Annotated in this window: 19 protein-coding genes; 2 read left to right on the top strand and 17 right to left on the bottom strand. The window is 63.7% G+C overall.

The features are described 5' to 3' along the window. Nucleotides 1-26: 26 nt before the first annotated feature. From nqrE to RBB39_RS09955, 6 genes are all read right to left on the bottom strand, one after another. Nucleotides 27-644, bottom strand: coding sequence for an NADH:ubiquinone reductase (Na(+)-transporting) subunit E (gene nqrE, locus RBB39_RS09930; protein WP_045992662.1), 618 nt, complete (start codon nt 642-644; stop codon nt 27-29). 1 nt (nt 645) lies between these two features. Beyond that, nucleotides 646-1,314, bottom strand: coding sequence for an NADH:ubiquinone reductase (Na(+)-transporting) subunit D (locus tag RBB39_RS09935; RefSeq protein WP_045992663.1), 669 nt, complete (start codon nt 1,312-1,314; stop codon nt 646-648). A gap of 2 nt (nt 1,315-1,316) precedes the next feature. Beyond that, the gene (locus RBB39_RS09940) at nt 1,317-2,135 is read right to left on the bottom strand and encodes a Na(+)-translocating NADH-quinone reductase subunit C (protein ID WP_045992664.1); all 819 of its coding nucleotides are present in this window, start codon (nt 2,133-2,135) and stop codon (nt 1,317-1,319) included. Continuing rightward, the gene (locus RBB39_RS09945; RefSeq protein WP_045992665.1) at nt 2,135-3,361 is read right to left on the bottom strand and encodes an NADH:ubiquinone reductase (Na(+)-transporting) subunit B; all 1,227 of its coding nucleotides are present in this window, start codon (nt 3,359-3,361) and stop codon (nt 2,135-2,137) included. The genes RBB39_RS09940 and RBB39_RS09945 overlap by 1 nt, the downstream gene beginning before the upstream one ends. Beyond that, nucleotides 3,361-4,710, bottom strand: coding sequence for a Na(+)-translocating NADH-quinone reductase subunit A (locus RBB39_RS09950; protein WP_108132831.1), 1,350 nt, complete (start codon nt 4,708-4,710; stop codon nt 3,361-3,363). The genes RBB39_RS09945 and RBB39_RS09950 overlap by 1 nt, the downstream gene beginning before the upstream one ends. Nucleotides 4,711-5,004: 294 nt before the next feature. Continuing rightward, a complete protein-coding gene (locus tag RBB39_RS09955; protein ID WP_045992667.1) occupies nt 5,005-6,462 on the bottom strand; it encodes a glyceraldehyde-3-phosphate dehydrogenase in 1,458 nt (485 codons plus the stop codon). Between the two features lie 183 nt (nt 6,463-6,645). On the opposite strand from RBB39_RS09955, the gene mfd reads away from it, so the two are divergent. Together mfd and RBB39_RS09965 are read left to right on the top strand one after the other, a co-directional pair. Then, nucleotides 6,646-10,095, top strand: a complete 3,450-nt coding sequence (mfd, locus tag RBB39_RS09960; protein ID WP_253028624.1) for a transcription-repair coupling factor — start codon at nt 6,646-6,648, stop codon at nt 10,093-10,095. Between the two features lie 117 nt (nt 10,096-10,212). Continuing rightward, nucleotides 10,213-11,268 carry a L,D-transpeptidase family protein gene (locus RBB39_RS09965; protein ID WP_108132833.1) on the top strand — a complete coding sequence of 352 codons (1,056 nt, stop codon included), beginning with the start codon at nt 10,213-10,215 and terminating at the stop codon, nt 11,266-11,268. A 475-nt stretch (nt 11,269-11,743) separates the two neighbouring features. On the opposite strand, the gene RBB39_RS09970 is transcribed toward RBB39_RS09965, so the two are convergent. The 11 genes from RBB39_RS09970 to mltB all read right to left on the bottom strand — a co-directional run bounded on the left by RBB39_RS09970 (nt 11,744) and on the right by mltB (nt 24,979). Then, on the bottom strand, nt 11,744-12,007 hold the full coding sequence (locus RBB39_RS09970; RefSeq protein ID WP_045992670.1) for an Lpp/OprI family alanine-zipper lipoprotein: 264 nt from the start codon (nt 12,005-12,007) through the stop codon (nt 11,744-11,746). A 198-nt stretch (nt 12,008-12,205) separates the two neighbouring features. After that, nucleotides 12,206-12,772 (bottom strand): murein L,D-transpeptidase family protein, encoded by a 567-nt coding sequence (locus RBB39_RS09975; RefSeq protein ID WP_253028625.1) that lies wholly within the window; start codon nt 12,770-12,772, stop codon nt 12,206-12,208. 216 nt (nt 12,773-12,988) lie between these two features. After that, complete coding sequence (locus tag RBB39_RS09980) at nt 12,989-13,456, bottom strand: DUF6586 family protein (RefSeq protein WP_045992672.1); 468 nt, start codon at nt 13,454-13,456, stop codon at nt 12,989-12,991. Continuing rightward, nucleotides 13,453-16,086 (bottom strand): type I DNA topoisomerase, encoded by a 2,634-nt coding sequence (topA, locus tag RBB39_RS09985; protein WP_253028626.1) that lies wholly within the window; start codon nt 16,084-16,086, stop codon nt 13,453-13,455. Before topA ends, RBB39_RS09980 begins: the two co-directional genes overlap by 4 nt. Before the next feature lie 332 nt (nt 16,087-16,418). Next, complete coding sequence (locus RBB39_RS09990; protein ID WP_371931870.1) at nt 16,419-19,136, bottom strand: DUF3141 domain-containing protein; 2,718 nt, start codon at nt 19,134-19,136, stop codon at nt 16,419-16,421. A 212-nt stretch (nt 19,137-19,348) separates the two neighbouring features. After that, nucleotides 19,349-20,350 (bottom strand): lipoyl synthase, encoded by a 1,002-nt coding sequence (lipA, locus tag RBB39_RS09995; protein ID WP_045992674.1) that lies wholly within the window; start codon nt 20,348-20,350, stop codon nt 19,349-19,351. 67 nt (nt 20,351-20,417) lie between these two features. After that, complete coding sequence (gene lipB, locus RBB39_RS10000; RefSeq protein ID WP_045992675.1) at nt 20,418-21,089, bottom strand: lipoyl(octanoyl) transferase LipB; 672 nt, start codon at nt 21,087-21,089, stop codon at nt 20,418-20,420. Continuing rightward, a complete protein-coding gene (locus tag RBB39_RS10005; protein ID WP_045992676.1) occupies nt 21,089-21,397 on the bottom strand; it encodes a YbeD family protein in 309 nt (102 codons plus the stop codon). Before RBB39_RS10005 ends, lipB begins: the two co-directional genes overlap by 1 nt. Nucleotides 21,398-21,540: 143 nt before the next feature. Continuing rightward, on the bottom strand, nt 21,541-22,761 hold the full coding sequence (locus tag RBB39_RS10010; protein ID WP_083970391.1) for a D-alanyl-D-alanine carboxypeptidase family protein: 1,221 nt from the start codon (nt 22,759-22,761) through the stop codon (nt 21,541-21,543). A 140-nt stretch (nt 22,762-22,901) separates the two neighbouring features. Then, nucleotides 22,902-23,930 (bottom strand): septal ring lytic transglycosylase RlpA family protein, encoded by a 1,029-nt coding sequence (locus RBB39_RS10015; protein ID WP_213227286.1) that lies wholly within the window; start codon nt 23,928-23,930, stop codon nt 22,902-22,904. Continuing rightward, the gene (mltB, locus tag RBB39_RS10020) at nt 23,927-24,979 is read right to left on the bottom strand and encodes a lytic murein transglycosylase B (RefSeq protein ID WP_045992678.1); all 1,053 of its coding nucleotides are present in this window, start codon (nt 24,977-24,979) and stop codon (nt 23,927-23,929) included. Before mltB ends, RBB39_RS10015 begins: the two co-directional genes overlap by 4 nt. Between the last annotated feature and the right edge of the window lie 270 nt (nt 24,980-25,249).

Consider the following 25,249-nt stretch of genomic DNA (forward strand, 5'->3'; position numbering starts at 1 on the left):
GGGCCAGAGCCCCCGGTGCAGGGCACTCAGAGCTGGATGCCGGAGAAGGACATGAAGCCCAGGGACATCAGACCCACGGTGATGAAGGTGATGCCCAGTCCCTGCAGGGAAGCGGGCACATCGCTGTACTTCAGTTTCTCGCGGATACCGGCCAGGGCGGTGATCGCCAGCGCCCAGCCGACACCGGCGCCCAGGCCATAGACCACGGACTCACCGAAGTTGTAGCTGCGCTCGACCATGAACAGGGTGCCACCGAGGATGGCGCAGTTCACGGTGATCAGCGGCAGGAACACGCCGAGGGCGTTGTAGAGCGCCGGCACGAACTTGTCGAGGAACATCTCGAGGATCTGCACCAGTGCGGCGATGACGCCGATGTAGGACAGCAGACCCAGGAACGACAGGTCGATGTTCTCGGCGCCGGCGATGCCGGTCCAGGACAGCGCGCCTTCCGCCAGCAGATACTCGAGGATCAGGTTGTTCACCGGCACGGTGATGGTCAGTACCGCTACCACGGCGATGCCCAGACCGATGGCCGAGGATACCTTCTTGGACACGGCCATGAAGGTACACATGCCCAGGAAGAACGCCAGTGCCATGTTCTCCACGAACACCGAGGCAACGAAAAGGCTCAGATAGTGTTCCATGTTACACGGCCTCCTTCGGCTGGGTGTTTTCCTTCATCACGAACTCGTTGTCCTCGACCTGCTCCGGGTTGAGGCTGCGCAGCACCCAGATGATCAGACCGATGATGAAGAAGGCGGACGGCGGCAGCAGCAGCAGGCCGTTGGGCACGTACCAGCCACCGTTCTGCACGGTTTCCAGGATGGTCACGCCGAACAGGCTGCCGGAGCCGAACAGCTCGCGGAAGAAGCCGACGGTCATCAGGATGAAGCCGTAGCCCAGACCGTTGCCGACACCGTCGAGGAACGACAGCGTCGGGGTGTTGGTCATGGCAAAGCCTTCGGCGCGGCCCATCACGATGCAGTTGGTGATGATCAGACCGACGAATACCGACAGCTGCTTGGACATCTCATAGGCAAAGGCCTTGAGGATCTGGTCCACCACGATCACCAACGAGGCGATGATGGTCATCTGCACGATGATACGGATGGAGGACGGAATGTGATTGCGGATCAGCGAGACGAACATGCTCGAGAACGCCGTCACGAAGATCACGGCCAGACTCATGACCAGCGAGACGCTGAGGCTCGAGGTCACCGCCAGCGCCGAACAGATACCGAGGATCTGCAGGGCGATGGGGTTGTTCTTGAAGATCGGCGTCAGGATGACGCCCTTGGGAGTCGGTGCAGACATCGTCAGGCTCCTTCGCTGTCGTCAGAGGGGCTGGCGTCGGCGCTGGCCTGGCTGTCCACGCCATCGCGGAAGCGCGCCAGGTAGTGACCGAAGCCTTCCTCGCTCAGCCAGAATTGCACCAGCTTGGTCACGCCGCGGCTGGTCAGAGACGCGCCGGACAGGGCGTCGACCTCGGTGGACTCGCTGGCACCACCCTTCACCAGCTGGATGGCCGGCTCCATGGTGTCGCTCGAGGCGTAGATTTCCTTGCCTTCCCACTGCGCCTTCCAGCGCGGGTTGTCGACCTCGCCACCCAGGCCAGGTGTCTCGGCGTGGGAATAGAAGGTGATCCCGCCGATGGTGTTGCCGTCACCCTGTACAGACAGGTAGCCGCGCATCAGGCCCCACAGGCCCTGGCCACGAATCGGCAGCACGATCTGCTCGGGGTTGTTCTCGTCACCGACCAGATAGATGGTGGAGTACTGCTCCTGACGGCCGAGACCGGCGATGTCCTTCTCCCCGGACAGGGTGCGCGACTGGGCCGGATCCTTGGCGGCCTGGAAGCCGTCATAGGTCTCGGGATCGACCTCATCGGTGTACTCCCCGGTGTCGAGATCGACGACCTTGGCGGTCACCGCCTGGGAGAACTCCTTGCCGACGTCCATGCCCGGTTCGTACAGGTCGGCCACGGCCAGGATGTTGGACTTGCGATCCAGCTCCTGGTTGCGCTCCTGGCGCGCCTTGAGTCCCACCGCCGCCGTCGACACGATGATCGAGCAGACGATACACAGGGAGAAGGCGACCGTCAGGATCTTCTTGATGGAGTTGTTACCTTGTGCCATCAGGCGGTCTCCTCGGCCACGACAGCGGTGCGCTTGGCGCGACGCTTGATGTTGGCCTGAACAAAGAAGTGATCGATGAGCGGCGCGAACAGGTTGGCGAACAGGATCGCCAGCATGATGCCCTCGGGGAAGGCCGGGTTGACCACACGGATCAGTACCGTCATCACACCGATCAGGGCGCCGAAGATGAAGCGACCCGGGTTGGTCATGGACGCCGACACGGGATCGGTGGCCATGAACACCATGCCGAAGGCGAAGCCACCCACCACCAGATGCCAGTACCAGGGCATGGCGAACATGGCGTTGGTGTCGGAACCGATCAGGTTGAGAATGGAGCTCATCGCTACCATGCCGAGGAACACGCCGGCAACGATCCGCCACGAGGCGATCTTCATGCCGATCAGCACCACCGCCCCGATCAGGATGGCAAGCGTCGAGGTCTCACCCACGGAGCCGGGAATGAAGCCAAGGAAGGCGTCCCACCAGCTGTACTGGTCCTGCAGTGCGGCCATACCGCTCTGATAGGCGGTAGACAGCGGCGTAGCACCGGTGAAGCCGTCAGCGGCGACCCACACGGCATCACCGGAGATCTGCGCCGGATAGGCGAAGTACAGGAAGGCACGACCGGTCAGCGCCGGGTTGAGGAAGTTCTTGCCGGTACCACCGAAGATTTCCTTGCCGATCACCACACCGAAGGTGATGCCGAGCGCCACCTGCCACAGCGGGATGGTAGCCGGCAGGATCAGGGCGTAGAGCACGGAGGTGACGAAGAAGCCTTCGTTGACCTCGTGGCCGCGCTTGATCGCGAACAGCACTTCCCAGAAGCCACCGATGACGAAGGTCACCAGGTAGATCGGGAGGAAGTAGGTAGCGCCCAGCACGAAGTTGGACCACAGGCTGCCGGCATCGTGGCCACCGGCGAAGGTCAGCAGGATCATCTCGCGCCAGCCGCCCATGGAGTCGTAACCCGCGGCAATGGCCTCGTTGGCCTGCCAGCCAGCGTTCCACATGCCGAAGAACATGGCCGGGAAGGTGCAGAACCACACCGTGATCATCATGCGCTTGAGGTCGATGCCGTCACGCACGTGAGCCGTGGTCTTGGTCACGCTGGGAGGCGCATAGAAGATAGTGTCCACCGCCTCGTACAGCGGATAGAACTTCTCGTACTTGCCACCCTTGTGAAAGTGCGGCTCGAGATTGTCGAGTGTCTGTCGAATACCCATCATCAGGCCTCTTTCTCGATCATGGTGAGGTTGTCACGCAGGATGGGACCGTACTCATACTTGCCCGGGCACACATAGGTGCACAGCGCCAGGTCTTCTTCATCCAGCTCGAGGCAGCCGAGCTCCATCGCCGACTCGATGTCGCCGACGATCAGCGAACGCAAGAGCTGCGTGGGCATGATGTCCAGCGGCATCACCTTTTCATACGCACCCACCGGCACCATGGCGCGCTCGGAGCCATTGGTCGAGGTGGTCGGCGCATAGTTGCGCAGGCCCTTCAGGCTCGACAGGTAGATACCCAGTACCGAGTGACGATTGGCACCCGGCGACAACCAGCCCATGAAGGCACGCTTGTTGCCCTCTTCCAGCAGGGTGATCTGGTTGTGGAAGCGGCCCAGGTAGCGCAGGCTGCCTTCGGCGGTGAAGCCGGAGAACACGCCTCCGCTGATGACGCGGGTGTCATCGGCGGACTTGATCTCGTGATCCAGCAGCTCGTCAGTGCTGGCACCCACACGGGTACGCACCAGACGCGGACGCTCGGCACGCGGGCCGCCTACGGCGACCACTCGGCTCAGATCCAGCTTGCCTTCACTGAACAGCTTGCCGAAGGCGATCACGTCCTGATAGCCGATGTGCCAGACGCGACGCTGCAGCGACACCGGGGAAAGGAAGTGAATGTGGGTACCGACCAGGCCCGCAGGATGGGGACCGGCGAAGCTCTCGTGGTGGACGCCCTTGACCTTGGTGCCCGGAATCTGGGCATCGGTGGCGGTGCACAGGAACACCTTGCCCTCGGTCAGTCGTCCCAGCACCTTGAGGCCGTCCTCGAACGCCTCGGCCTGCTCGTTGATGACCAGCGACGGATCGGCGGCCAGCGGCTGGGTGTCGATGGCGGTGACGAAGATGTCGGTGGGTACGGCGTCGGGCGCCGGGGTACGCGAGAACGGGCGAGTGCGCAGCGCGGTCCACAGACCGGACTCCACCAGTTGGTCGACCACGGTCTGACGCTCGAGGGACTCGAGCGCATCGCGGCCATGGGCCGTGAAGGACTCGGCCTCGGCGCTGTCGTCGACCTCGATCACCACCGACAGAAGCCTGCGCTTTTCCCCGCGATTGATCGCCACTACTTCACCCGAGGCCGGCGAGGTAAAGCGCACGCCCTCGATCTTCTTGTCGGTGAACAGTAATTGGCCCAGCTTGACCTTGTCCCCCTCCTTGACCTCCATGGTCGGCTTCATGCCGATATAGTCGGTCCCCAGGAGCGCCACGTGGCGCACCGGTCGCGCATCCTCGATACGCTGCTCCGGCGCTCCCGTGATGGGGAGATCCAGGCCTTTCTTGACTTCGATCATAGACTCGCCCAGTTGATGGATCGTAGATAATGGACGGAGGTTCGGTGGAAATGAGAGGAATTCTTGTTATAAGCCACGCATCACCAGTCACGCCGAGGCGACATCGAACCACCCCGAAAAATCCCCAGCATTATAAAGACAAGCCAGTGGATTGACCACATGATCGAACGTCGCAGAACTGCGTGATTCTGCAAAACCGCTTCCATCCCAAACAGAAAAACCCCTTGCCAAACAAGGTTGGCAAGGGGTATTCGAGCTACCTCAACGCGAGACTCTCGCCCCGCTCGGCACGGACTAGGCGTGACGCGGCAGCTTACAGAAGGCCACGTTGGAGATCTGCTGCAGGATACGAATCACCTGGCAGCTGTAGCCGAACTCGTTGTCGTACCACACATAGACCACCGCGTGGCGGCCCTGGGCGATGGTCGCCTTGGCGTCGACGATGCCGGCGTGACGGTTGCCGACGAAGTCGGTGGAGACCACCTCCGGCGAGTCGACGAAGTCGATCTGCTTCTGGAAGGCCGAGTCGATGGACATGCGGCGCAGGTAGTCGTTGAGCGACTCGGCGTCGGTCTCGCGCTCGAGCGACAGGTTGAGGATCGCCATCGACACATTGGGCGTGGGCACGCGGATGGCGTTGCCGGTCAGCTTGCCACCCAGCTCCGGCAGTGCCTTGGAAACCGCCTTGGCAGCACCGGTCTCGGTCAGCACCATGTTCAGCGGTGCGCTGCGTCCGCGACGGTCACCCTTGTGGTAGTTGTCGATCAGGTTCTGATCGTTGGTGTAGGAGTGAACGGTCTCGACGTGGCCATGCTCGATGCCGTATTCGTCGTTCATCACCTTCAATACCGGCACGATGGCGTTGGTGGTGCAGGACGCCGCAGAGATGATGCGATCATCCTGGGTGATGTCGCCATGATTGATGCCATAGACGATGTTTTTCAGGTCGCCCTTACCCGGAGCGGTCAGCAGCGCCTTGGACACGCCCTTGCACTCCAGGTGCTGACCGAGGCCAGCCTCGTCGCGCCAGATACCGGTGTTGTCGACCACCACGGCGTTGTTGATGCCGTAGGCGGTGTAGTCCACATCGCTCGGCGAATCGGCGTAGATGACCTGGATCACGTTGCCGTTGGCGGTCAGGGTGCGGGTCTCCGGGCACACGCTGATGGTGCCGTCGAAGGGACCGTGAACGCTGTCACGACGCAGCAGGCTGGCGCGCTTTTCCAGATCCTTGGCGATATCGCCACGACCGCGCACCACGATGGCCTTGAGGCGCAGCAGGTTGCCGCCACCGGCCTTCTCGATCAGCACGCGGGCCAGGATCCGGCCGATCCGGCCGAAGCCGTAGAGCACAACGTCCTTGGGCTCGCCATTGCCGGCGTCAGGATCGTGACAGTCGACGATCTCGGCCAGCTGCTCGCGCATGAACGCCAGCGCATCGCCACCGCCCTGCTTCTTGAATGCCACACCCAGCTTGCCCACATCGACGTGAGCCGGCCCCAGATTCAGCTGGGTCATCGCCTGCACCAGCGGGAAGGTATCCTGCACCGACAACTCGGTACCTTCGATCTTCCTGACGAAACGATGGTCCTTGAGGATGCGGATGACGCTGCGGTTGAACAGCGAACGTCCGAACATGGTGGTGACCACGTTATTGCGACGATACAGGCTGCCGATCAGCGGGATCATCTGCTCGGCCACGGCCTGGTTGTCGTGCCATTGCTGGAAGACGATATCGGGTTGCTGGCTCACGAGAGACCTCTAAGTCTGATGGGGAAACGAGCGTATTATCAGCCCCCCCCTTGAAAGGGGCAATGACTGTATGGTCGCACCTCCTGTAGGCCCGTTACACAAATCGCGGTTTGACTACATGAGCGAGATCGGGCTGGTATGATGCCTGCTCGACCTCTGAACGCCAGCGAAACGACATCCTCTATGCCTACCTTTTCGCCGCTCGATCCGCCGCATCCCCAGGGCGCCCGTGACACCCTGTACCTCACCACGCCCGCCGGCAGCGCCAGCGCCCTGGCGCTTTCGCGCCTGGCTGCCGACGCGCCACTGCTGGTGATTACCCAGGATACCGCCGAGGCACTGAGGCTCGAGAACGAACTGGCCTTCTATGCCGACGTGCCGGTACTGCCCTTCCCCGACTGGGAGACGCTGCCCTACGACAGCTTTTCGCCCCATCAGGACATCGTCTCGTCGCGGCTGCGCACCCTCCGGCATCTGCAGGATGGTGTGCACGGCATCGTGCTGGTACCGATCAATACCCTGATGCAGCGTCTGCCGCCCGTGGACTATATCGCCGGACGGGTGCTGACCCTGGAGGTCGGCGCCACCCTGCAACGGGAGACCTTCCGCGAACAGCTGTCACGGGCGGGCTACCGGGCGGTGGAGACCGTCTTCGAGCCGGGTGAATACGCCCTGCGTGGCGCCCTGATCGATCTCTTTCCCATGGGCAGCGACCATCCGCTGCGCATCGACCTGTTCGACGACGAGATCGACACCCTCAGGAGCTTCGACCCCGACACCCAGCGCAGCCTCGACAAGGTCGAGCGGATCGACCTGCTGCCGGCGCACGAGTATTCGCTGTCACGCTCGGCCATCGCCTGCTTTCGTGAAGGCTTCGAGACCCTGTTCGACGTCGACCCACGCCAGTGCCCGCTTTATGTCGATGCGCTGAAGGGCATCCCCTCACCCGGACTCGAGCAGTATCTGCCGTTGTTCTTCGAGGCCACCGCTTCACTGTTCGACCATCTTCCCGCGGATACCCGCGTCGCCCTGATGTCCGGCTGCCGCGAAGCCGCCGAGCACCACTGGCAGGCGATCACCAGCCGCTACGAAAATCTCGGCGTCGATCCGACCCGCCCCCTGCTGCCGCCCCACCGTGCCTTCATCCCGGAAGCGGAACTGTTCGGGCTGATCAAGACCCACCCCAGGGTCGAGCTGACGGCAGACAGCGAGCATCCCCACGCCCATCCCTCGGATGCCAGCGACGCCCCCCAGGTGGCGATCAATGCCAGGGCAAAGGATCCGCTGGCGGCGCTCAGAGGCTTTCTGAACGAGCACGCAGAGCGCCGGGTGCTGTTCGTGGCCGAGTCCCGTGGGCGTCGGGAAGCGCTGGAGGAGACCCTGGCCCCCGCTACCGGTGCACTGGACGCCGCGGACGGATTTTCCGACTTCCTCGCCGGCAGCTCTCGCCTGGCCATCGCCGAGGGGCAGCTCTCCAGCGGCCTGTCGCTCGGCTCCCCCGCGGTCAGTGTGATCACCGAGACGGAACTGTTCGGCGAGATCGTGCGCCAGACCCGCCGCCAGGCCAAGGCCACCGACGACAACGAACTCGCCGTACGCCATCTTTCCGAACTCAAGGTCGGCGCCCCGGTGGTCCACCAGTCCCATGGCGTCGGCCGCTACCGCGGGCTGGAAACGCTGGAAGCCGGCGGCCAGGCGGCCGAATTCGTCAGCCTCGAGTACGCCGACGGCGCCAAGCTCTACGTGCCGGTGGACAGCCTGCACCTTATTTCCCGCTACGCCGGTGCCGACGATGAACTGGCACCGCTGCATCGACTGGGCTCGGAACAGTGGGAAAAGGCCAAGCGCAAGGCCGCCGAGAAGATCCGCGATACCGCCGCCGAGCTGCTCGACATCTATGCCCGCCGCGAGGCCCGGGAAGGCTTCGCCTGTGCCGCCCCGGATGAAGAGTACGCTCGCTTCGTCGCCAACTTCCCGTTCGAGGAGACGCCGGATCAGCGGGTCACCATCCAGGCGGTGATCCAGGACATGACCGCACCGCGCCCGATGGACCGTGTCGTCTGCGGCGACGTCGGCTTCGGCAAGACCGAGGTCGCCATGCGTGCCGCCTTTCTTGCGGTACAGTCCGGGCGCCAGGTGGTGGTGCTGGTGCCGACCACCCTGCTCGCCCGCCAGCATTTCGAGAACTTCCGCGACCGCTTCGCCGATACCGCGGTGGATATCGAGCTGTTGTCCCGCTTCACCAGCAGCGGCAGTCAGACGGACACCCTCAAGCGCGTTCGCGAAGGCAAGGTCGATATCGTCATCGGCACCCACAAGCTGTTGTCTCGGAAGCTCGACTTCCCGGAGCTGGGGCTGGTCATCATCGATGAAGAACATCGCTTCGGCGTGTCCCAGAAGGAAAGGCTCAAGACCCTGCGTGCCGAGGTCGACGTACTGACCATGACCGCAACGCCGATCCCGCGAACCCTCAACATGGCCATGAGCGGCATCCGCGACCTGTCGATCATCGCCACCCCACCGGCCAGACGCCTGTCGGTGAAGACCTTCGTCCAGCAGCGGGAAGAAGCCGTGATCAAGGAGGCGATCCTGCGCGAGATACTGCGCGGTGGCCAGGTCTATTACCTGCACAACGAGGTCAAGACCATCGAGACAGCCGCCGAGAAGGTCCGCGAACTGGTGCCCGACGCCCGCGTCGCGGTGGCCCATGGGCAGCTGCCCGAGCGCTCGCTGGAGCGGGTGATGTCCGACTTCTATCACAAGCGCTTCAACGTGCTGGTGTGCTCGACCATCATCGAGACCGGCATCGACGTGCCCAGCGCCAACACCATCATCATCGAGCGTGCCGACAAGTTCGGACTGGCCCAGCTCCACCAGCTGCGCGGCCGGGTAGGCCGCAGCCACCACCAGGCCTACGCCTACCTGCTGGCGCCGCCGCCTCGCTCGATCACCCGAGATGCGGTCAAGCGCCTCGAGGCGATCGGCCAGGCCGAGGACCTGGGCGCTGGCTTCACCCTGGCCAGCCACGACATGGAAATCCGCGGCGCCGGCGAACTGCTGGGCGACGAACAGAGCGGCCAGATGGAGGCAGTGGGCTACAGCCTCTATATGGAGATGCTCGACCGGGCGGTGAAAGCCATCCGTGAGGGCCGCACCCCGAATATCGAGGCACCGCTGCAGGAAGGCGTCGAGATCAGCCTAAATCTGCCGGCGCTGATTCCCGACGACTATCTCCCCGATGTCCAGCAGCGTCTGGTGATGTACAAGCGCATCGCCAACGCCGACAACGAGGCCGAGCTCAAGGAACTGCGCGTGGAGATGATCGATCGCTTCGGGCTGCTGCCCGCCCCGGTCAAGACGCTGCTGCGCCAGACCCGCCTCAGGCAGCGCGCCGAAAGGCTCGGTATCGTGCGCCTGGAGGCAGGCGCCGAACGCGGGCGCGTGCTGTTCGGCGGCCAGACCGCGGTGGATCCGCTGACGCTGGTGGGGCTGATCCAGGGGGCGCCGGAACGCTATCGACTGGAGGGCGCCGACACCCTGCGCTTCCAGGCCGATATGGCCGTCGAGGAGACCCGCTTCGAGGCCGTCGAGGCGCTGCTGGACCAACTCAATCGAAAGACTCAGGCGGCCTGAGCCATCCCTTGCAAGGGACTGGCGCAACGCCGCATTAGCGGGCAATCTATGTACATAGGACACCGCAAATTCCGGCCGGGTAATCCCCGGCTTTCACCCATTATCGAGACTGCTGCAATGACTTCGACTTCACTTCGCCGGCCACTCGTCCGCCTCGCCACCCTGTGTGGCGTTGTGGGCGCGCTGGCGGCACCTCTGGCGGCGGCCGACGACCTGCCCCGGGGCCACTACCTGCTGCCCGAAGAAGGCGACCTGATCGGTGAGGTCTACACCGTCGAAGCCGACGAGGAAGACACCCTCATCGATATCGGACACGAGCACGGCATCGGCTTCAACGCCATCACCCGCGCCAACCCCGACATCAGCATCTGGTATCCCGGCGAGGGTACCGAAGTGACCATCCCGGCCCAGTTCATCCTGCCCGATGCACCGCGCAACGGTATCGTGGTCAACGTGGCCGAGATGCGCCTCTACTACTACCCCCCGGCCAAGGAAGGCGAGCCGCGTACGGTGCAGACCTACCCGATCGCCGTGGGCCGCATGGACTGGAAGACGCCGCTGGGCTCCACCACCATCACCCAGATGGTCAAGAATCCGTCCTGGTATCCTCCTGCCTCCATTCGCCGCGAACACGCCGAGGCCGGCGACCCCTTGCCCGGCGTGGTGCCGCCCGGACCCGACAACCCCATGGGCACGCGCAAGATGCGCCTGGGCATCCCCGGCTACCTGATCCACGGCACCAACAAGCCCGAGGGCGTCGGCATGCGCGTCACTCACGGCTGCATCCGCATGCTGCCCGACGATGTCGAGAATCTGTTCGATCAAGTCGCGGTGGGCACCCGTGTCCGACTGGTCAACGAACCGCTGAAGCTCGGCTGGTCCGACGAGCACCTCTATGTCCAGGCCTACCCCTACCTCGACGAAGAAGAAGGCGCGCCGATCGAGGACATGACCGCCGCTATCGAGGAGGTCGAGGCCGCCGTCAAGGACAAGGACTACGATGTCGACTTTGCGCGCCTGCGTAGCGCCATGGAGACGCCCAGCGGCCTTCCGGTCGCCATGCAGACCACCACCCCGGCAGAACCCAAGCCGCTGCCTGGCAGCCTCTATGACCATATCGAGTTGATCGCCGACGAGCCTGCCCTGCTGGGACAGGTCAGCCACGAAGGCTGAACCGGCGACCACAGGCACCACATCAAGCACGTGACGTGCACGGCGCCCCGACAGGGGCGCCTTTTTTTGGCGCCAACATTTCCAGCGGGGGCCTCGCCGGCATGGTGGCGACACCATGATCCAGCTCAAGCGACGCATCCGCAGCAGTCAGCCGTCAGGCAGAGGAGAGGCAGCCGTCAGGCGACAAGCGACAGGACAGGCAGCCGTCAGGCAGAGGAGAGTCAGCCGTCAGGAGACAAGCGACAGGACAGGCAGCCAGACAGGCAGCCGTCAGATGAAGGAACAGGCAGCGGTCAGACGATTGGCTGGCAGCTCCCGCCCACCATCAATCGTCATGCAATGATCACACGCCACAAACGACTGAGGCCCCACCTTTCGGTGGGGCCTCAGCCTATCGTTTCATGACCTGGACGACCTGATTTCGATGAAACCCTGACGTCCTGTCGGTCAATCCCGCGAACGGGATGCGAAACGATTACTTGCGCATGGAGCGCTCGAACATGCGGTTCATCTCTTCGCGGTTCTGCTGAGACAGCTGCAGGGCCGCTTGAGCGTCACGCTGTGCCTGGTTGGCAGTGTTCTGAGCCTGAGTGGCGATGCTGCGAGCTTCTGCAGCGTCGGCCTGAGCGGACTCAGCGGTCATGCGGACTTCTTCCAGAGCGCTGGAAGAAGCACAGCCAGCCAGAACGGCCAGAGAAGCGGCGGCGGCGGTCAGCTTCAGGGTAGTCTTCAGAGTCATGGTGTTCTCCTTGAGTCTTCCTTGGTACTGCGTTGGTGACAGTAACATACCCGATCAGGGTATGTATCCATCAGGCTTCCTGCAAAGGCAGGCCTTTCTTGCAGCGACTTGTGCTGCTAAGCACAGGAGTCAAACGCTGTTTTATAATACACAACGGCGCTTGTCCATAGTCTTGAACGTCCCTTGCGCCCCTAAAGACTAGCGGATGACGACGCGAGTGCCAACATCAATCAAGCCGGAAAGTTCCCGAATTTCATGATTGGTCACGGCGACACATCCGTTGGTCCAGTCAAAGTTGCGATGGATGTCCATGTCCCCATCGCCGACTCCGTGTATGCCGATATAACCGCCCAGGATCGTCTGCTGGGGCGGGCTACGATGCCGGCGATAGTAGTCGAAATAGTCGTCGTAATCCTGCTGACTGTACAGCCCCGTCTCCAGCGCCATCCTGGCGTGGGTGGGCGTCGGATAGTCCAGGCCGATGAAGATGTCGAACTTGCTGTCGAAGTTGAAGCGATTGACGTGGAACTCGCCTCTTGGCGTGGTCTTGTCGCCCATGACCCGCTGGGACTTGGCGCCCCCTCTACCGACCGAAATCGGTGAGTATCGAGCCAGCTCCACCCCCCCGCGATACACCGTCAGGCGAGAGTCCTGGTTATCGATCAGGACCCAGATCTCGCTGGAGGAGTCCGGGACAATGGCACGGCGAAGCTGGTCCTCTACCATGTCCATGCTGGCACTGACACCCAGAGGGAGTAGCAGCATGGCACCAAGTATCATTTGGATGAAACGGCGACGTTGACTCTGGGCGAACATGGATAAACTCACTGTGAATAAACGAAAACATCTGTGACGCAGTGTAATCCCGATTCTGCGGAACTTCACGCGGAACCTGGCCGATTTCACGGCAGGCAAACGAGCTCTGTCGCAGCTATCAAACGACGGCGCACAGAAGCGTCGCCGGCCGACGACACTCTGCCTTTACCATTCCTCACTGGTCTGGCGTAAGGCGGCGATCTCGACCTTGGCCGCCTCGAGGCAATGCTGCAACTCCTGCCCCAGATCCGCCTGCCGGTCCACGGCAATTACCCCGGACAATGCCGGCGAGCGAGGTCGACTCGCACCTTCATCGCCATGCAGCGCCTCGAGATGACCGATGACACGGTATAGCCAACTGCTGCCGTCGCGGGCCAGCTCACGTAGCCGATGAACCTCGGCCACGGCGGGTGGGTCATCACCCAGCAACAGGCTTCGCCAGTCATGTTCCGCCAGATGAGCGTGCTCGCAGACGTCGCGCAGCAGGGCGTCGATCGCCAGCTCGAACAACGCCAGGGCGCCCTCCTCGCTGGCCCTCTTTCTGGCGCCCTGGTGCTCGTCATCACCCGGCGCCACGTCCAGCAGCAACTGCGCCTGATACAACAACTGATTGGTGCGGGCCCGCGGTGTCACTTGCGCTTGTCCTCCACCACCCACTTGTTACCGTCCCAGCTCGCCTTCCAGCCACTGGCCTTGCCATTGTCGCCGTCGGTCATCACGAACTGCTCCTTGAGCTTGCGCGAGAAACGAATTTGAGCCGGGCGCCCATCCGGGTCCTGGTCCGGCGCATCGAGCAGGTGGTGGTACTTCTCCGGCAGCTCGGCGGCGTGGGGCTTCAGTTCCTTGACCAGAGGCGGACGGGTCTCCCGGTTCTTGGGAAACTTGCTGGCGGCCAGGAACAGCCCGCTGGCGCCATCGCGCAGCACGTAGTGGTCTTCCACCTTCTGGCAGGCCAGTTCCGGCATCGGAATCGGATCCATCTTGGGCGGAGCTACTTCACCGTTGCGCAACAGCTTGCGGGTATTCTTGCAGCTGTCACTGGTGCAGCCGAAGTACTTGCCGAAGCGCCCGGACTTGAGCTGCATCTCGGAGCCGCACTTGTCACACTCGATGACCGGGCCGTCGTAGCCCTTGATGCGGAACTTGCCCTGTTCGATCTTGTAGCCGTCACAGTCGGGGCTGTTACCGCAGATATGCAGCTTGCGCCCTTCATCGATCAGGTAGCTGTCCATGGCGGTGGAACACACCGGACAGCGTTCCTTGGCACGCAGGGCATCGGTCTCGGCTTCTTCGCCGGCATCGGCGGCGACAGCTTCTTCACCCGGCAGCAGGTCGATGGTGGTCTTGCAGCGCTCCTTGGGCGGCAGGTTGTAGCCGCTGCAGCCGAGGAAGACACCGGTCGAGGCGGTACGAATCTGCATCTTGCGCCCGCAGGTGGGGCAGTCGATATCGGTGGGTACCGGCTGATTTGGCCGCATCCCCTCGTCGCTCTCGGCCTTGGCCAGCTCCCCGCGAAACTCCTGATAGAAAGCGTCGAGCAGCTCACGCCAGCTACGCTCGCCCTCGGCGATCTCGTCGAGGCTATCCTCCATGCGCGCGGTGAAGGAGTAGTCCATCAGGTCGGGGAACGACTCCTTGAGTCGCTCGGTGACGATGTCGCCCAGCTTCTCGGCGTAGAACCGTCGGTTCTCGAGCTTGACGTAACCACGATCCTGGATGGTGGAGATGATGGCGGCGTAGGTCGAGGGGCGACCGATGCCGCGCTTCTCCAGCTCCTTGACCAGGCTGGCTTCGGTGTAACGGGCCGGCGGCTTGGTGAAGTGCTGCCTGGGGTCCAGCGCGTCGAGGTGCATCGGGGTGCCCTCGCCCAGATCCGGCAGCGCCTGATCCTCTTCCTTGCGCCCCATGGGGGTCATCACTCGGGTGTAGCCATCGAACTTGAGCACCCGGCCCTTGGCCTTGAGCTCGTAGCCGTCCACCACCACGCTCAGGGTCGACGACAGGTATTCCGCCGGGGTCATCTGGCAGGCGACAAACTGCCGCCAGATCAGTTCGTACAAGCGCTCGGCATCCCGCTCCATGCCCGCCAGGTCGGTCGAGCGACGGGACACCTCGGACGGCCGGATGGCTTCGTGAGCCTCCTGGGCGCCTTCCTTGCTGGAATAGCGGTTAGGGGCTTCGGGCAGGTAGCGATCGCCGAACTCCTCACCGATATAGTCACGCACGCTCTCCACTGCCTCGCGGGACAGGTTGGTCGAGTCGGTACGCATATAGGTGATGTAGCCCGCCTCGTAGAGCCGCTGGGCCAGGGTCATGGTCTTCTTCACCGAGAACCCCAGCCGGCCACTGGCGGCCTGCTGCAGCGTCGAGGTGATGAAGGGGGCGTTGGGCTTGGACCGGGTCGGCTTGTCTTCCCGCGAGGTGATCGCAAGACTGGCCTTGCGCAGCGCAGCGATGCGCTCGAGGGTCTCGCTCTCGCTGGTGGGCCTGAACGTCTTGCCATCCTGACGTACCAGCTCGAAGCGGATGGCCTCGCCGTCCGGCGTCACCAGGTCGGCATGAACGTCCCAGAATTCCTCGGGCACGAAGGCGCGAATCTCGCTTTCGCGCTCGCTGATCAGGCGCATGGCCACCGACTGGACACGACCGGCCGAGAGCCCGCGGGCTACCTTGGCCCACAGCAGCGGCGACAGCATGAAGCCCACCACACGATCGAGGAAGCGGCGAGCCTGCTGGGCCTCGACCCTGGGCATGTTCAGCTGACCGGGGTCGGTGAAGGCTTCCTGGATGGCATTCTTGGTGATCTCGTTGAACACCACCCGGCGATAGCGTTGCTCGTCCCCACCGATGGTCTCGCGAAGGTGCCAGGCGATGGCTTCCCCTTCGCGGTCCAGATCGGTCGCGAGATAGACGGTGTCGGCTTTCTCCGCCAGCTTCTTGAGCTCGGCCACGACCTTTTCCTTGCCCGGCAGGATCTCGTAGTTGGCCTGCCAGCCATGGTCAGGGTCGATACCCATGCGTCGTATCAGCTGGCTATGCGCCTTCTGCTGCTTGTAGACCGCCTTTTCCTCAGCCGACATCTTGCGCGTCGCGGCCGCCTGGCGAGCCCGCTCCTTGGGATCGGAAGCCGCCTTGCCAGAGCCGCTGGTCGGAAGATCACGGATGTGACCCACGCTCGACTTCACGATGAACTCGTTGCCGAGGTACTTGTTGATCGTCTTCGCCTTGGCGGGCGACTCGACGATGACCAGAGACTTGCCCATAGTACTCCACAGTAGTCAGGGCGCCGCGCTCCTTGGCGAACGCCAGTATGTGCCACTCCCGCCGATGGTGGACGGGAAAAATGCGCTTACCCTAACCCAGCGCCGAACGTCGCGCCAGTCACATCGGTTCGAGCCCCAGGCAGGCTAGACGCATGCCCAGCCGTTTCCCCACGACTGACGCCCTGGCGTCCACCTGACATCGCCAAGAGACTAGCCCTTACCTCGACGGCCGACAAGCCGCCCCTCAGAACCGACTTGCCCCTGCACGAAGCAGGGGCAAGCGGAATGGTCGATGTCTCACACTCGATCATCGAAGGCGGTCAGGCGCTTGACTAGCGCTTGCGCCGCTGCCCTCGGGGCGATCCAGTGCTGCGCCGACGGGTCGCTGCAGGCGCCTTCTCGGCGTCATTGCCTCCCTCGCGAGAGGCTGGCGTGGCGGCCTGGGCAGCCTTGGGCTCGGCCTCAGCCACAGGCTTGGTCTCGACCTCAGGCTTGGCCTCAGGTTTGGCCTCAGTTTTAGCGTCAGCCGCCGGTTTGGCCTCGGACTTGGCCTCGGACTTGGCCTCGGACTTGGCCTCGGACTTGGTCTCGGGCTTGGCCTCAGGTTTAGTTTCAGGCTTCGCTTCGGCAGCCGGCTTCGCCTCGGTCCTCGCCTGGGCCTTTGCCGCAGGCGCATCAGCAGGCTCGGCGTCGGCCTTGGGCGCGGCCTGGGCCTGCCCTTCGACGCGGGAAGCTTCGCTTGCAGATTGACGAGTGCCGCGCTTGGCTGACGTGCCGCTAGCCGGCGACGTCTTGGCGCTGCTGTTACCACTGGCCCCACCACTGCGGCGGGCCGTACGACGCGTTGCCGGACGGGCCTTGCCAAACAGCGCCTTGATACGCTCGAAACGAGCGGCGGCGTGCTCGCTGAGCTCACCGCTGGCCGCCAGTACATGCTCGATATGCTCGATATGGCCGTCGATCGTCTTGGCATCGAGCCCCTTGAGCAGCTCGGGAATGGCCTCCAGCGCAGCCTCACGATCCTGCTTCAGGATAAAAAACTGATCGCGCATCAGATGCTTGAAGTCTTCCAGCCGCAGCTCCGGCTCAAGCTCGCTGCGTGACGCCTGCAGGCGGCGGAAATTGCGGCCATCGGTAGCAGGAGCACCACCCAGCACGAAGATCACCGAGCGCATCACGGCCTCGTGGGCGCCGCCTTGCGCCACCTGCTCGCGCACCTCCTGCTGGCGACGCTGGATAAAGCGACGACGCTCCGGCTCGGAGCCAGGCACCTGACGCTCACCCTCCACGGCGCCTTTCAGCCCCACCAGCGACTGCAACAGCGGCTGACCGTAGAGGTCAAGGAAGGCCTTCTCGAGGGCGCGATCGCGCAGTACCCGCCAGGCATCCAGACTCCGCGAGATCAGGCTCGACCCGATGTCCTCATACACTCGGAAGATGTTGTCATCACCGAGTTCATGACGATGCTTGCGCACCGACTCCGCCATCACCGGCAACGACGACATCATCGGATTACGATCGGACAGCAGGCGATAGCCCATGCGATTGGGGTGCATCTTGCGCATCCAGCGAGCCGACTCGGGTGTCGACACGGCACGAATCCAGGGTTGCAGGAACTGACGATAGAGCCCCAGATTGATCTCCGAGACCCTGGCCACCGTGGCGAAACGCAGCTCGTCCTCGGGGCTATGCTTGACCACCTGATTCAGGTCGTCGAGGTCCCGGGTAGAGAACTCCAGCAGGTAGTCCCGCTCGATCAATTCGGCGTCGGGCCGCTCGCTGGCCTTGGACACGGTGGTCTCGTAGAGCCCCGGCGGCAGCACGTCGATGTAGTCCATGTTGGCGGTGAACTCGGCGTGTTCCTTGCGCGAGACGCTGCCGGAAACGAAGATGCCGAGGTGGCCGGTCTTGTCATGGACGCAGTAGACGATGGTCTGCTCGTTGGCGATGATGTCGTCGACGCCGTCGTAGAGATCACGCACCCAGCCAAGCGCCTGAGGCGGCGGCGTGATGTCATCACCTTGTGAGCAGAACACCACCACCGGGGAGCGCACGTTGCGAAGATCGATACGGCGCCCGTCGGACGTCACAAGCTGGGCCGTGGACAGGCGATTGCCGACAAACAGGTTGTCGACGATGTACTGGATCTCTTCTCCACCCAGCACCACATGGCCGCCCCACCAGCGCTCGAACTGAAGATAGCGATCGGCTTCGGTATCGACATGGGCGTACAGGTTGTACTGCTTGTCCCACCAGGTGTTGGCCGGATTGAGGCGTTCGAAGTTCTGCACCAGCCAGGCCCCGTCGAACAGGCCATCGCCCATGTCCGAGAGCATATGGGTGGCCCAGCTGCCGCCGGTCATGCCGCCGGTATAGCGCATCGGCGCCTTGCCGCGCTCCCCGGCCCAGTAGGACAGCGGTGCACCGGCGATCAGGATCGGTCCGAACAGCTCGGGCTCGAGCGCTGCCGCCATCATGATCTGCCAGCCCGCCTGACAGTTGCCCACGACCATCGGTTTTTCGCTATCGGGATGCAGCTCCGCGACGTGGCGCAGGAAGGTGACCTCGGCTTCAACCACGTCCTCGACCCGCTGCCCCGGGACGGGATAGGGCATGAAGGCGATGAAGTAGCAGGGATGGCCGGCGCGCAGTGCGATACCGATCTCGCTGTCGGGCTTGAAGCCACCGATACCCGGGCCATGCCCGGCGCGCGGGTCGACCACCACGAAGGGGCGTGCCAGTTCATCGGTCTCTACACCCTCGGGCGGGTGCACGCGCAAAAGCTCATAGTTGACGGGGCGAGGCAGGGTCTCGCCTTCCATCACGATGTCGGTATCGAAGCCAAGTACGGTGGGGCGGGTCTTCTCGATATGTTCGAGGTATTCGTTGCCGCGCTGGCGCATGACATCCCAGTAGAGGATGCTGCGCTCGACGCTGTCACGCCAGTAGTCGGCCGCGGCACGGCCGAAGCCGAAGGGGTCGAACAGTGGAGCAAAGGGTTCCGCCAGCGCGAACAGGGGCGCGGTGGCGCTTGGCATCAACGCATTCATATAGGCTCCCAGGGTTGCGTGATGCGCAGCAGGCGATCCTTGCGTCTGCGCACTTGTTGCAGTGCAATATAGCGCAATAATGCAGGTACTGCGAAGCCCCCTCCTTTCGGAGCTGCACATCGTGTAGGAGATTCACTGTAGAGCGGGTACGCTCAAAAACACAACGCCCGGCAATGCCGGGCGTTGTGGGTAGCTAAAATACCGCTTTCGCTCTACTTCACTTCGATACCGTGTGCCTGCTGATCGGCATGGTAGGACGAGCGCACCAACGGGCCGGAAGCCACGTGGGTGAAGCCCATGGCGCGCCCCTGCTCGGCGAACCAGTCGAACGTGGACGGCGGCACCCAGCGATCCACCGGCAGGTGATTGCGAGACGGCTGCATGTACTGCCCCAGGGTCAGCATGTCCACGTCGTGGGCACGCAGGTCGCGCATCACCTCGATGACCTGCTCGTCGGTCTCGCCGACACCCAGCATCAAGCCAGACTTGGTCATCACTTCGGGACGGCGCGCCTTGTAGCCCTTGAGCAGGTCCAGCGACCACTGATAGTCGGCCCCCGGCCGCACCTTGCGATACAGACTCGGCACCGTCTCCAGGTTGTGGTTGAAGACGTCGGGCGGCGTGGTCTCGAGGATGTCCAGCGCCACCTCCATGCGACCACGAAAGTCCGGCACCAGTACCTCGATCTCGATGCTCGGGCTATCACGACGAATCTCGCGGATGCAGTCGACGAAGTGCTGGGCACCGCCGTCACGCAGATCGTCACGGTCGACGGAGGTCACCACCACATAGTTCAGGCGCATCTCGGCGATGGCCTCGGCCAGTTCGCGCGGCTCGCGCTCGTTCAGGGCGTTGGGACGCCCGTGAGCCACATCACAGAACGGGCAGCGGCGGGTACAGATATCGCCCATGATCATGAAGGTGGCGGTACCGCCGTTGAAGCACTCGCCCAGGTTGGGGCATGAGGCTTCCTCGCAGACGGTGTGCAGGCCATGACGTCGCAGGGTCTCCTTGATACGGGTGACTTCCTTGGACACCGGCATGCGTACCCTGAGCCAGTCCGGCTTGCGCGGAATCTCCTCCGTAGGGATCACCTTGACCGGGATCCGCGCCACCTTGTCGGCGCCGCGAAGCTTCACTCCCCTTTCGCTGCGGGCGTTCTTCTTGGCCTTGGCGGCGGCGGCCGCCGCCTGGATGGCGGAACTGTCTGTCATTTCACTGTCCTGTGAGGATCGCTCGGGAGACACGTTGCTGTGACGGCCTTCGGCGTGCCCTGTGCGATCAGTCAAAATTGTGGGCGTCGAGCACTCCCGGCAAGCCGGGGCGCTCGATCAGTTCGCGTTGTCCCAGTCGCGTCGCCAGCGTGCGCAATAGCCGACGCGCTTCGGCTTCCATGTCCAGCCTCGAAGAGACCAGATCGGCCAGCCGGGTCATCTCGAGTCCAGCGTAGCCACATGGGTTGATAAACGAAAATGGCGTGAGATCGACCTCGAGATTGACCGCGATGCCATGAAAACTGGCACCCCGTCGAATCCTCAACCCCAACGAGGCAATCTTGCGTTCACCGACGTACACGCCAGGCGCGTCAGGCCGGGCGCTTGCCTCGATACCATGCTCGCCCAGGGCATCGACCACGCTGTCTTCCAGCGCACTGACGAGGTCTCGGACCCCCAGTCTGGCACGCTTGACATCGATCAGTGGGTACAGCACAAGCTGACCCGGGCCGTGGTAGGTCACCTGCCCGCCGCGATCGGTCTCCACCACCGGGATCTCGCCCGGCATCAACAGATGCTCGGGCTTGCCTGCCTGGCCCTGGGTGAACACCGGCGGGTGCTGGACCACCCAGATCTGGTCAGGCGTATCGCCATCTCGGGTGTCGGTCAGTTCGCGCATCGCCTGCCACACTGGCCGATAGGGCTTGAGCCCCAGATGATAGACGTCGATCGCCTCCATCACACCACCATGTGCACGCGGCCTGTGGCCTTGAGTTCGTCGAACAACGCCTTGAGCTGGGCTTCACCGGTGGCGCGCATGGTCAACCGCACCGACTGGAAACGCCCATTGCGACTGTCGACCACCTCGAGACTGCTGCCCTCGAAGGTCGGATCATGGCGATGCACGATCTGGCTGACGGTGGCGGCGAAGTCCTCGGCAGCATCTCCGACCACCTTGATCGGATAGTCGCAGGGAAAGGTGATGGTGACATCCGCCGGATCCGGCCCTGCCTGGGTGCGCAGATCGCGAAAGGTCCTGTCGTTCATCCGATGCCCCTTACAATGGATACCCGAGTATTCTACTCAACCTTGGCATCACGACCAAGGACGCCAGCCGAGGCGGCTCACCACGGCCGGCGTCAGGCGACCACAGGGCGCGCATTGACGCCAGGGCCGCACCACAGGGACGATCAGTCGAACCAGCCGCCGACCAGGTCGCTGAAGAAGCGCTGGACCTTGTCGATCATGCGCTTGAACAGCCCACCCTGCTCTACCGCTTCCAGCGCCACCAGGTCACGCTCGCCGACCACCTCGTCCCCGAGGCGCACCTCCATGGTGCCGACCCGCTGGCCGGCGGCGATGGGCGCGGTCAAGCCACTGTCGATGTCCAGGCGCGCGGTGAGCTCGTCATTTCGGTTGCGCGGCACGGTCATGTAGACGCCATTGTCGACGCCCACCTTGAGCTCGTTGGTGCTGCCTTCCCACACCCGCGGCGTGTTGAGTACGGCGCCACGGTCATAAAGCTTCAGTGTCTCGTAGTAGCGGAAGCCATAGCTCAGAAGCTTCTGGGTTTCCTGGGCACGGGCTTCTTCGGAGCTGGTCCCCATCACCACCGAGATCAAGCGCATGTCATCACGCTGGCCCGAGGACACCAGGCAGTAGCCGGCCTCTTCGGTCCAGCCGGTCTTGAGGCCGTCGACGCTGGGGTCGCGCCACAACAGACGGTTGCGGTTGGCCTGTTCGATGCCGTTGTAGGTGAAGTGCTTCTGGCTGTAGATGGCGTAGTGTTCCGGGTAGTCCAGAATGATGTGCCTGGCCAGACGCATCAGGTCCCGTGCCGAGGAGTAGTGATTCTCCGACGGCAGCCCGGTGGCGTTCTCGTAGTGGGTGTTCTCCATGCCCAGCTGGGTGGCGTGCTGGTTCATCAGGTCGGCAAAGGGGTCCTCGCCGCCGGCCAGATACTCGGACATGGCGACGCTGGCGTCGTTGCCGGAGACAATGACGATACCGTGGAGCAGTTCCTCGACGGAGACACGAGTACCGACCTCGACAAACATCTTCGAGCCACCGGTACGCCAGGCCTTCTCGCTGATCGGCACCATGTCGTCGGGCTGGATGTTGCCCCGATCAAGCTCACGTTCGACCAGGTACGCCGTCATCAGCTTGGTCAGGCTGGCCGGCGGCAGGCGCTGGTCAGAATTGTGCTCGGCCAGGACTCGTCCGCTGTTGGCGTCGATCAGGATCCAGGACTTGGCCGCCAGCTGAGGCGGTGCCGGGATCATGACCTGGGGCTCTGGCACGTCCGGTGTCGGCGAGTCGGGCTGCTGAGCACTCGTCAGGGGTGCCACCAGGGCCGCACATACAAAGGCCACGGGCAACCAGCGGCGAGTAAAGGATGACTTAGCGATCATGGTGAAATGTCTCGTTACAACAATCAGGGAAAGCGGTGATCAGGGCCACCGCACAATGCTTCCAACAGCCGGCCTCACTGGAACCGCCGGCATCGACCGGCCGGACGATCAGCGAGGCGTCGGCTGCACTTCGTCGACACCTAGCGAGCATCGACGACAAAGGTCTGCGCGAATCCCGCCTGGCGCAAGCGTTCGCGGACCGGCTCCGCCTGCCCACGACTCGCCAGCGGCCCGACCTGCACCTTGTGCAGACCGGCGGCGCTGGCCACACGCACCTGCTGATTCAACCGCGTCTCCAGATCCGCCTTGAGGTCTCGGGCGCTGTCCGCCGACCCCAGGGCTGCCACTTGAATATAGATGCCGGGAGTCCCGGCCGCGGGCGCCTGCGGGGCGCTCTGGCCTGCTGCCGGCGACGCGGCGGACGGCGCGCTGGGCGCCGCATTGGGTGCAGCACGGGCTGTAGTACTGGCTGTGGTACTGGCCGTAGTTCTGGTCCCAGTACTGGCTGGCGCAGCGCGCACACCCCCGCTGGCCGAGTCGCTCGACGCACCCGCGCCGCGACTGGCCTGCCATTGATCGGGATCGATCACGCTGACCCGCACCCGGCCCGTGCCATGGTCGAGAATATCGAGCCGCGCGGCCGCTGCGTAGGACAGATCGATCTCGCGGTCGTCGTGGAAGGGGCCGCGATCGTTGACTCGCACGATCACCGACCGCCCGTTGTCCAGGTTGGTCACCCGGGCGAAGGTCGGTAACGGCAGCGACTTGTGCGCCGCCGTCATCTTGTACATGTCATAGATCTCGCCGTTGGAGGTCGCGTAGCCGTGGAACTTCTGACCGTACCAGGAAGCGGTACCCTCGCGCTGATAGCCACTCGGGTCATCCAGCACATGGTAGGTCTTGCCCCACACCTCATAGGTCGAGCGGTTGCCGGCGCGTGAGCGTGGCTCGTCGCGCGGCACCGCGTCCGGGACCTGACTGACGTCCGGCGGCGTCTCGGGATAGGCGTCGCCGCTCATGGCATAGCGCCCACCCGCCGTCGCCCGCGAATCCTGAGGCGTCGCGGCCGCCTGCTGAGTGGTCTCCGGGGCGGTCCCGCCACCGCCGGCACAACCGGTCAGGGCCACCAGCAGCGACAGGGTCGGCAACAAGGGCGCGCGCAGGGTCATGAACTCACCTCCGTGTCCAGGGCATGCCACCACTGGGGCTTTCCCAGCGAGCGCACCTCGGCGATGGCCTCCGACAGTTCCGTGACCGCCATGGCGTAGAGGTGGCTGTGGTTATAGCGGGTGATCACGTAGAAGTTGGCCCCACCCAGGCGGTAGTGGGTGCTGCCGTCTTCCATGTCCAAAGCCAGCGGCACCACCTTGGCATCCCCCGGCAGCGGCTCCACCGGCTGGATGCCCTGGGCTTCCAGTTCGGCAACACGGGCGTAGGGCGGATCGGTGCGGTTGAAGCGAATCGAGGACGGCACCGAGCTGGGGCCTTCGGCCTCCCAGTACAGGGTGCCACCCGCCTGCCAGCGGTGCTCGGCGAAATAGTTGGCCACACTGCCGATGGCATCCACCGGATCGGTCCACAGGTTGCGCTGGCCGTCGTCGTTGAAGTCGACCGCGTAGGCCTGGTAGCTGGTGGGAATGAACTGGGGATAGCCCATGGCACCGGCGTAGGAGCCCTTCAAGGCTCCGGGATCGACGTTCTGCTGGTAGGCAATGTCGAGAAAGGCCTCGAGCTCCCCCTCGAAGAACTCACCGCGCCGGGGATGATGAAAGGCCAGCGTGGACAGCGAATCGAGCACCCGATGATCACCGGTGATACGCCCGTAGCGGGTCTCGACGCCGATAATCGCAGCGATCACCTCCGGCGGCACACCATAACGCGCTTCAGCGCGATCGAAGGCGTCACGATGGGCCTCGATAAAGGCCGCGCCCTCGTTGATGCGCTCTTCACCGAGGAAGATGCCACGATAGCGCTCCCAGGTCAGGTGATGCTCGGCGGCACCGCTCATGGCCTCGAGCACCGACGGCTGGAACTCTGCCCTGGCCATGGCGCGCTCCAGCCACTGGCGCGAGACGCCCTGGCGCTCGAGCCGATCCATCATCGCGTCGACCTCCGGCGAGGCGAAATCCTGCGCCTGGGCCGCCAGCGACAGCGAGGCCAGAAGCCCACACAACGCCGCGCCGAGGCCTTTCCTTCCCTGGACCAGGGGTACTGTCATCGATCTTCTCCCTTGGGGAACCCGCAGGCGCCGCCGCCCCTGCAAAGCCGGCAAGCGCTTCGCTCGCCGGCCCCACCGTGGCCACTGTCGCCGCCTCTCTCCGGGCTCCCGTTAGCCTGGTCGCCAGCCCCTAGGGCTTGTCTGAAAAGTGCCTGCGCTCGGTAATACGGCGTTAAAAATCGGATCAAAATGCTCATTTACGCCCCGTAAACTGCGCTTTCTCACCGATTTTTGCCTTGTCTAACCTTCGCTCGTCGACTTTTCGGACAG

The sequence above is a fragment of the Halomonas sp. MMSF_3323 genome (assembly GCF_030733595.1).
GTDB lineage: Bacteria > Pseudomonadota > Gammaproteobacteria > Pseudomonadales > Halomonadaceae > Halomonas > Halomonas litopenaei.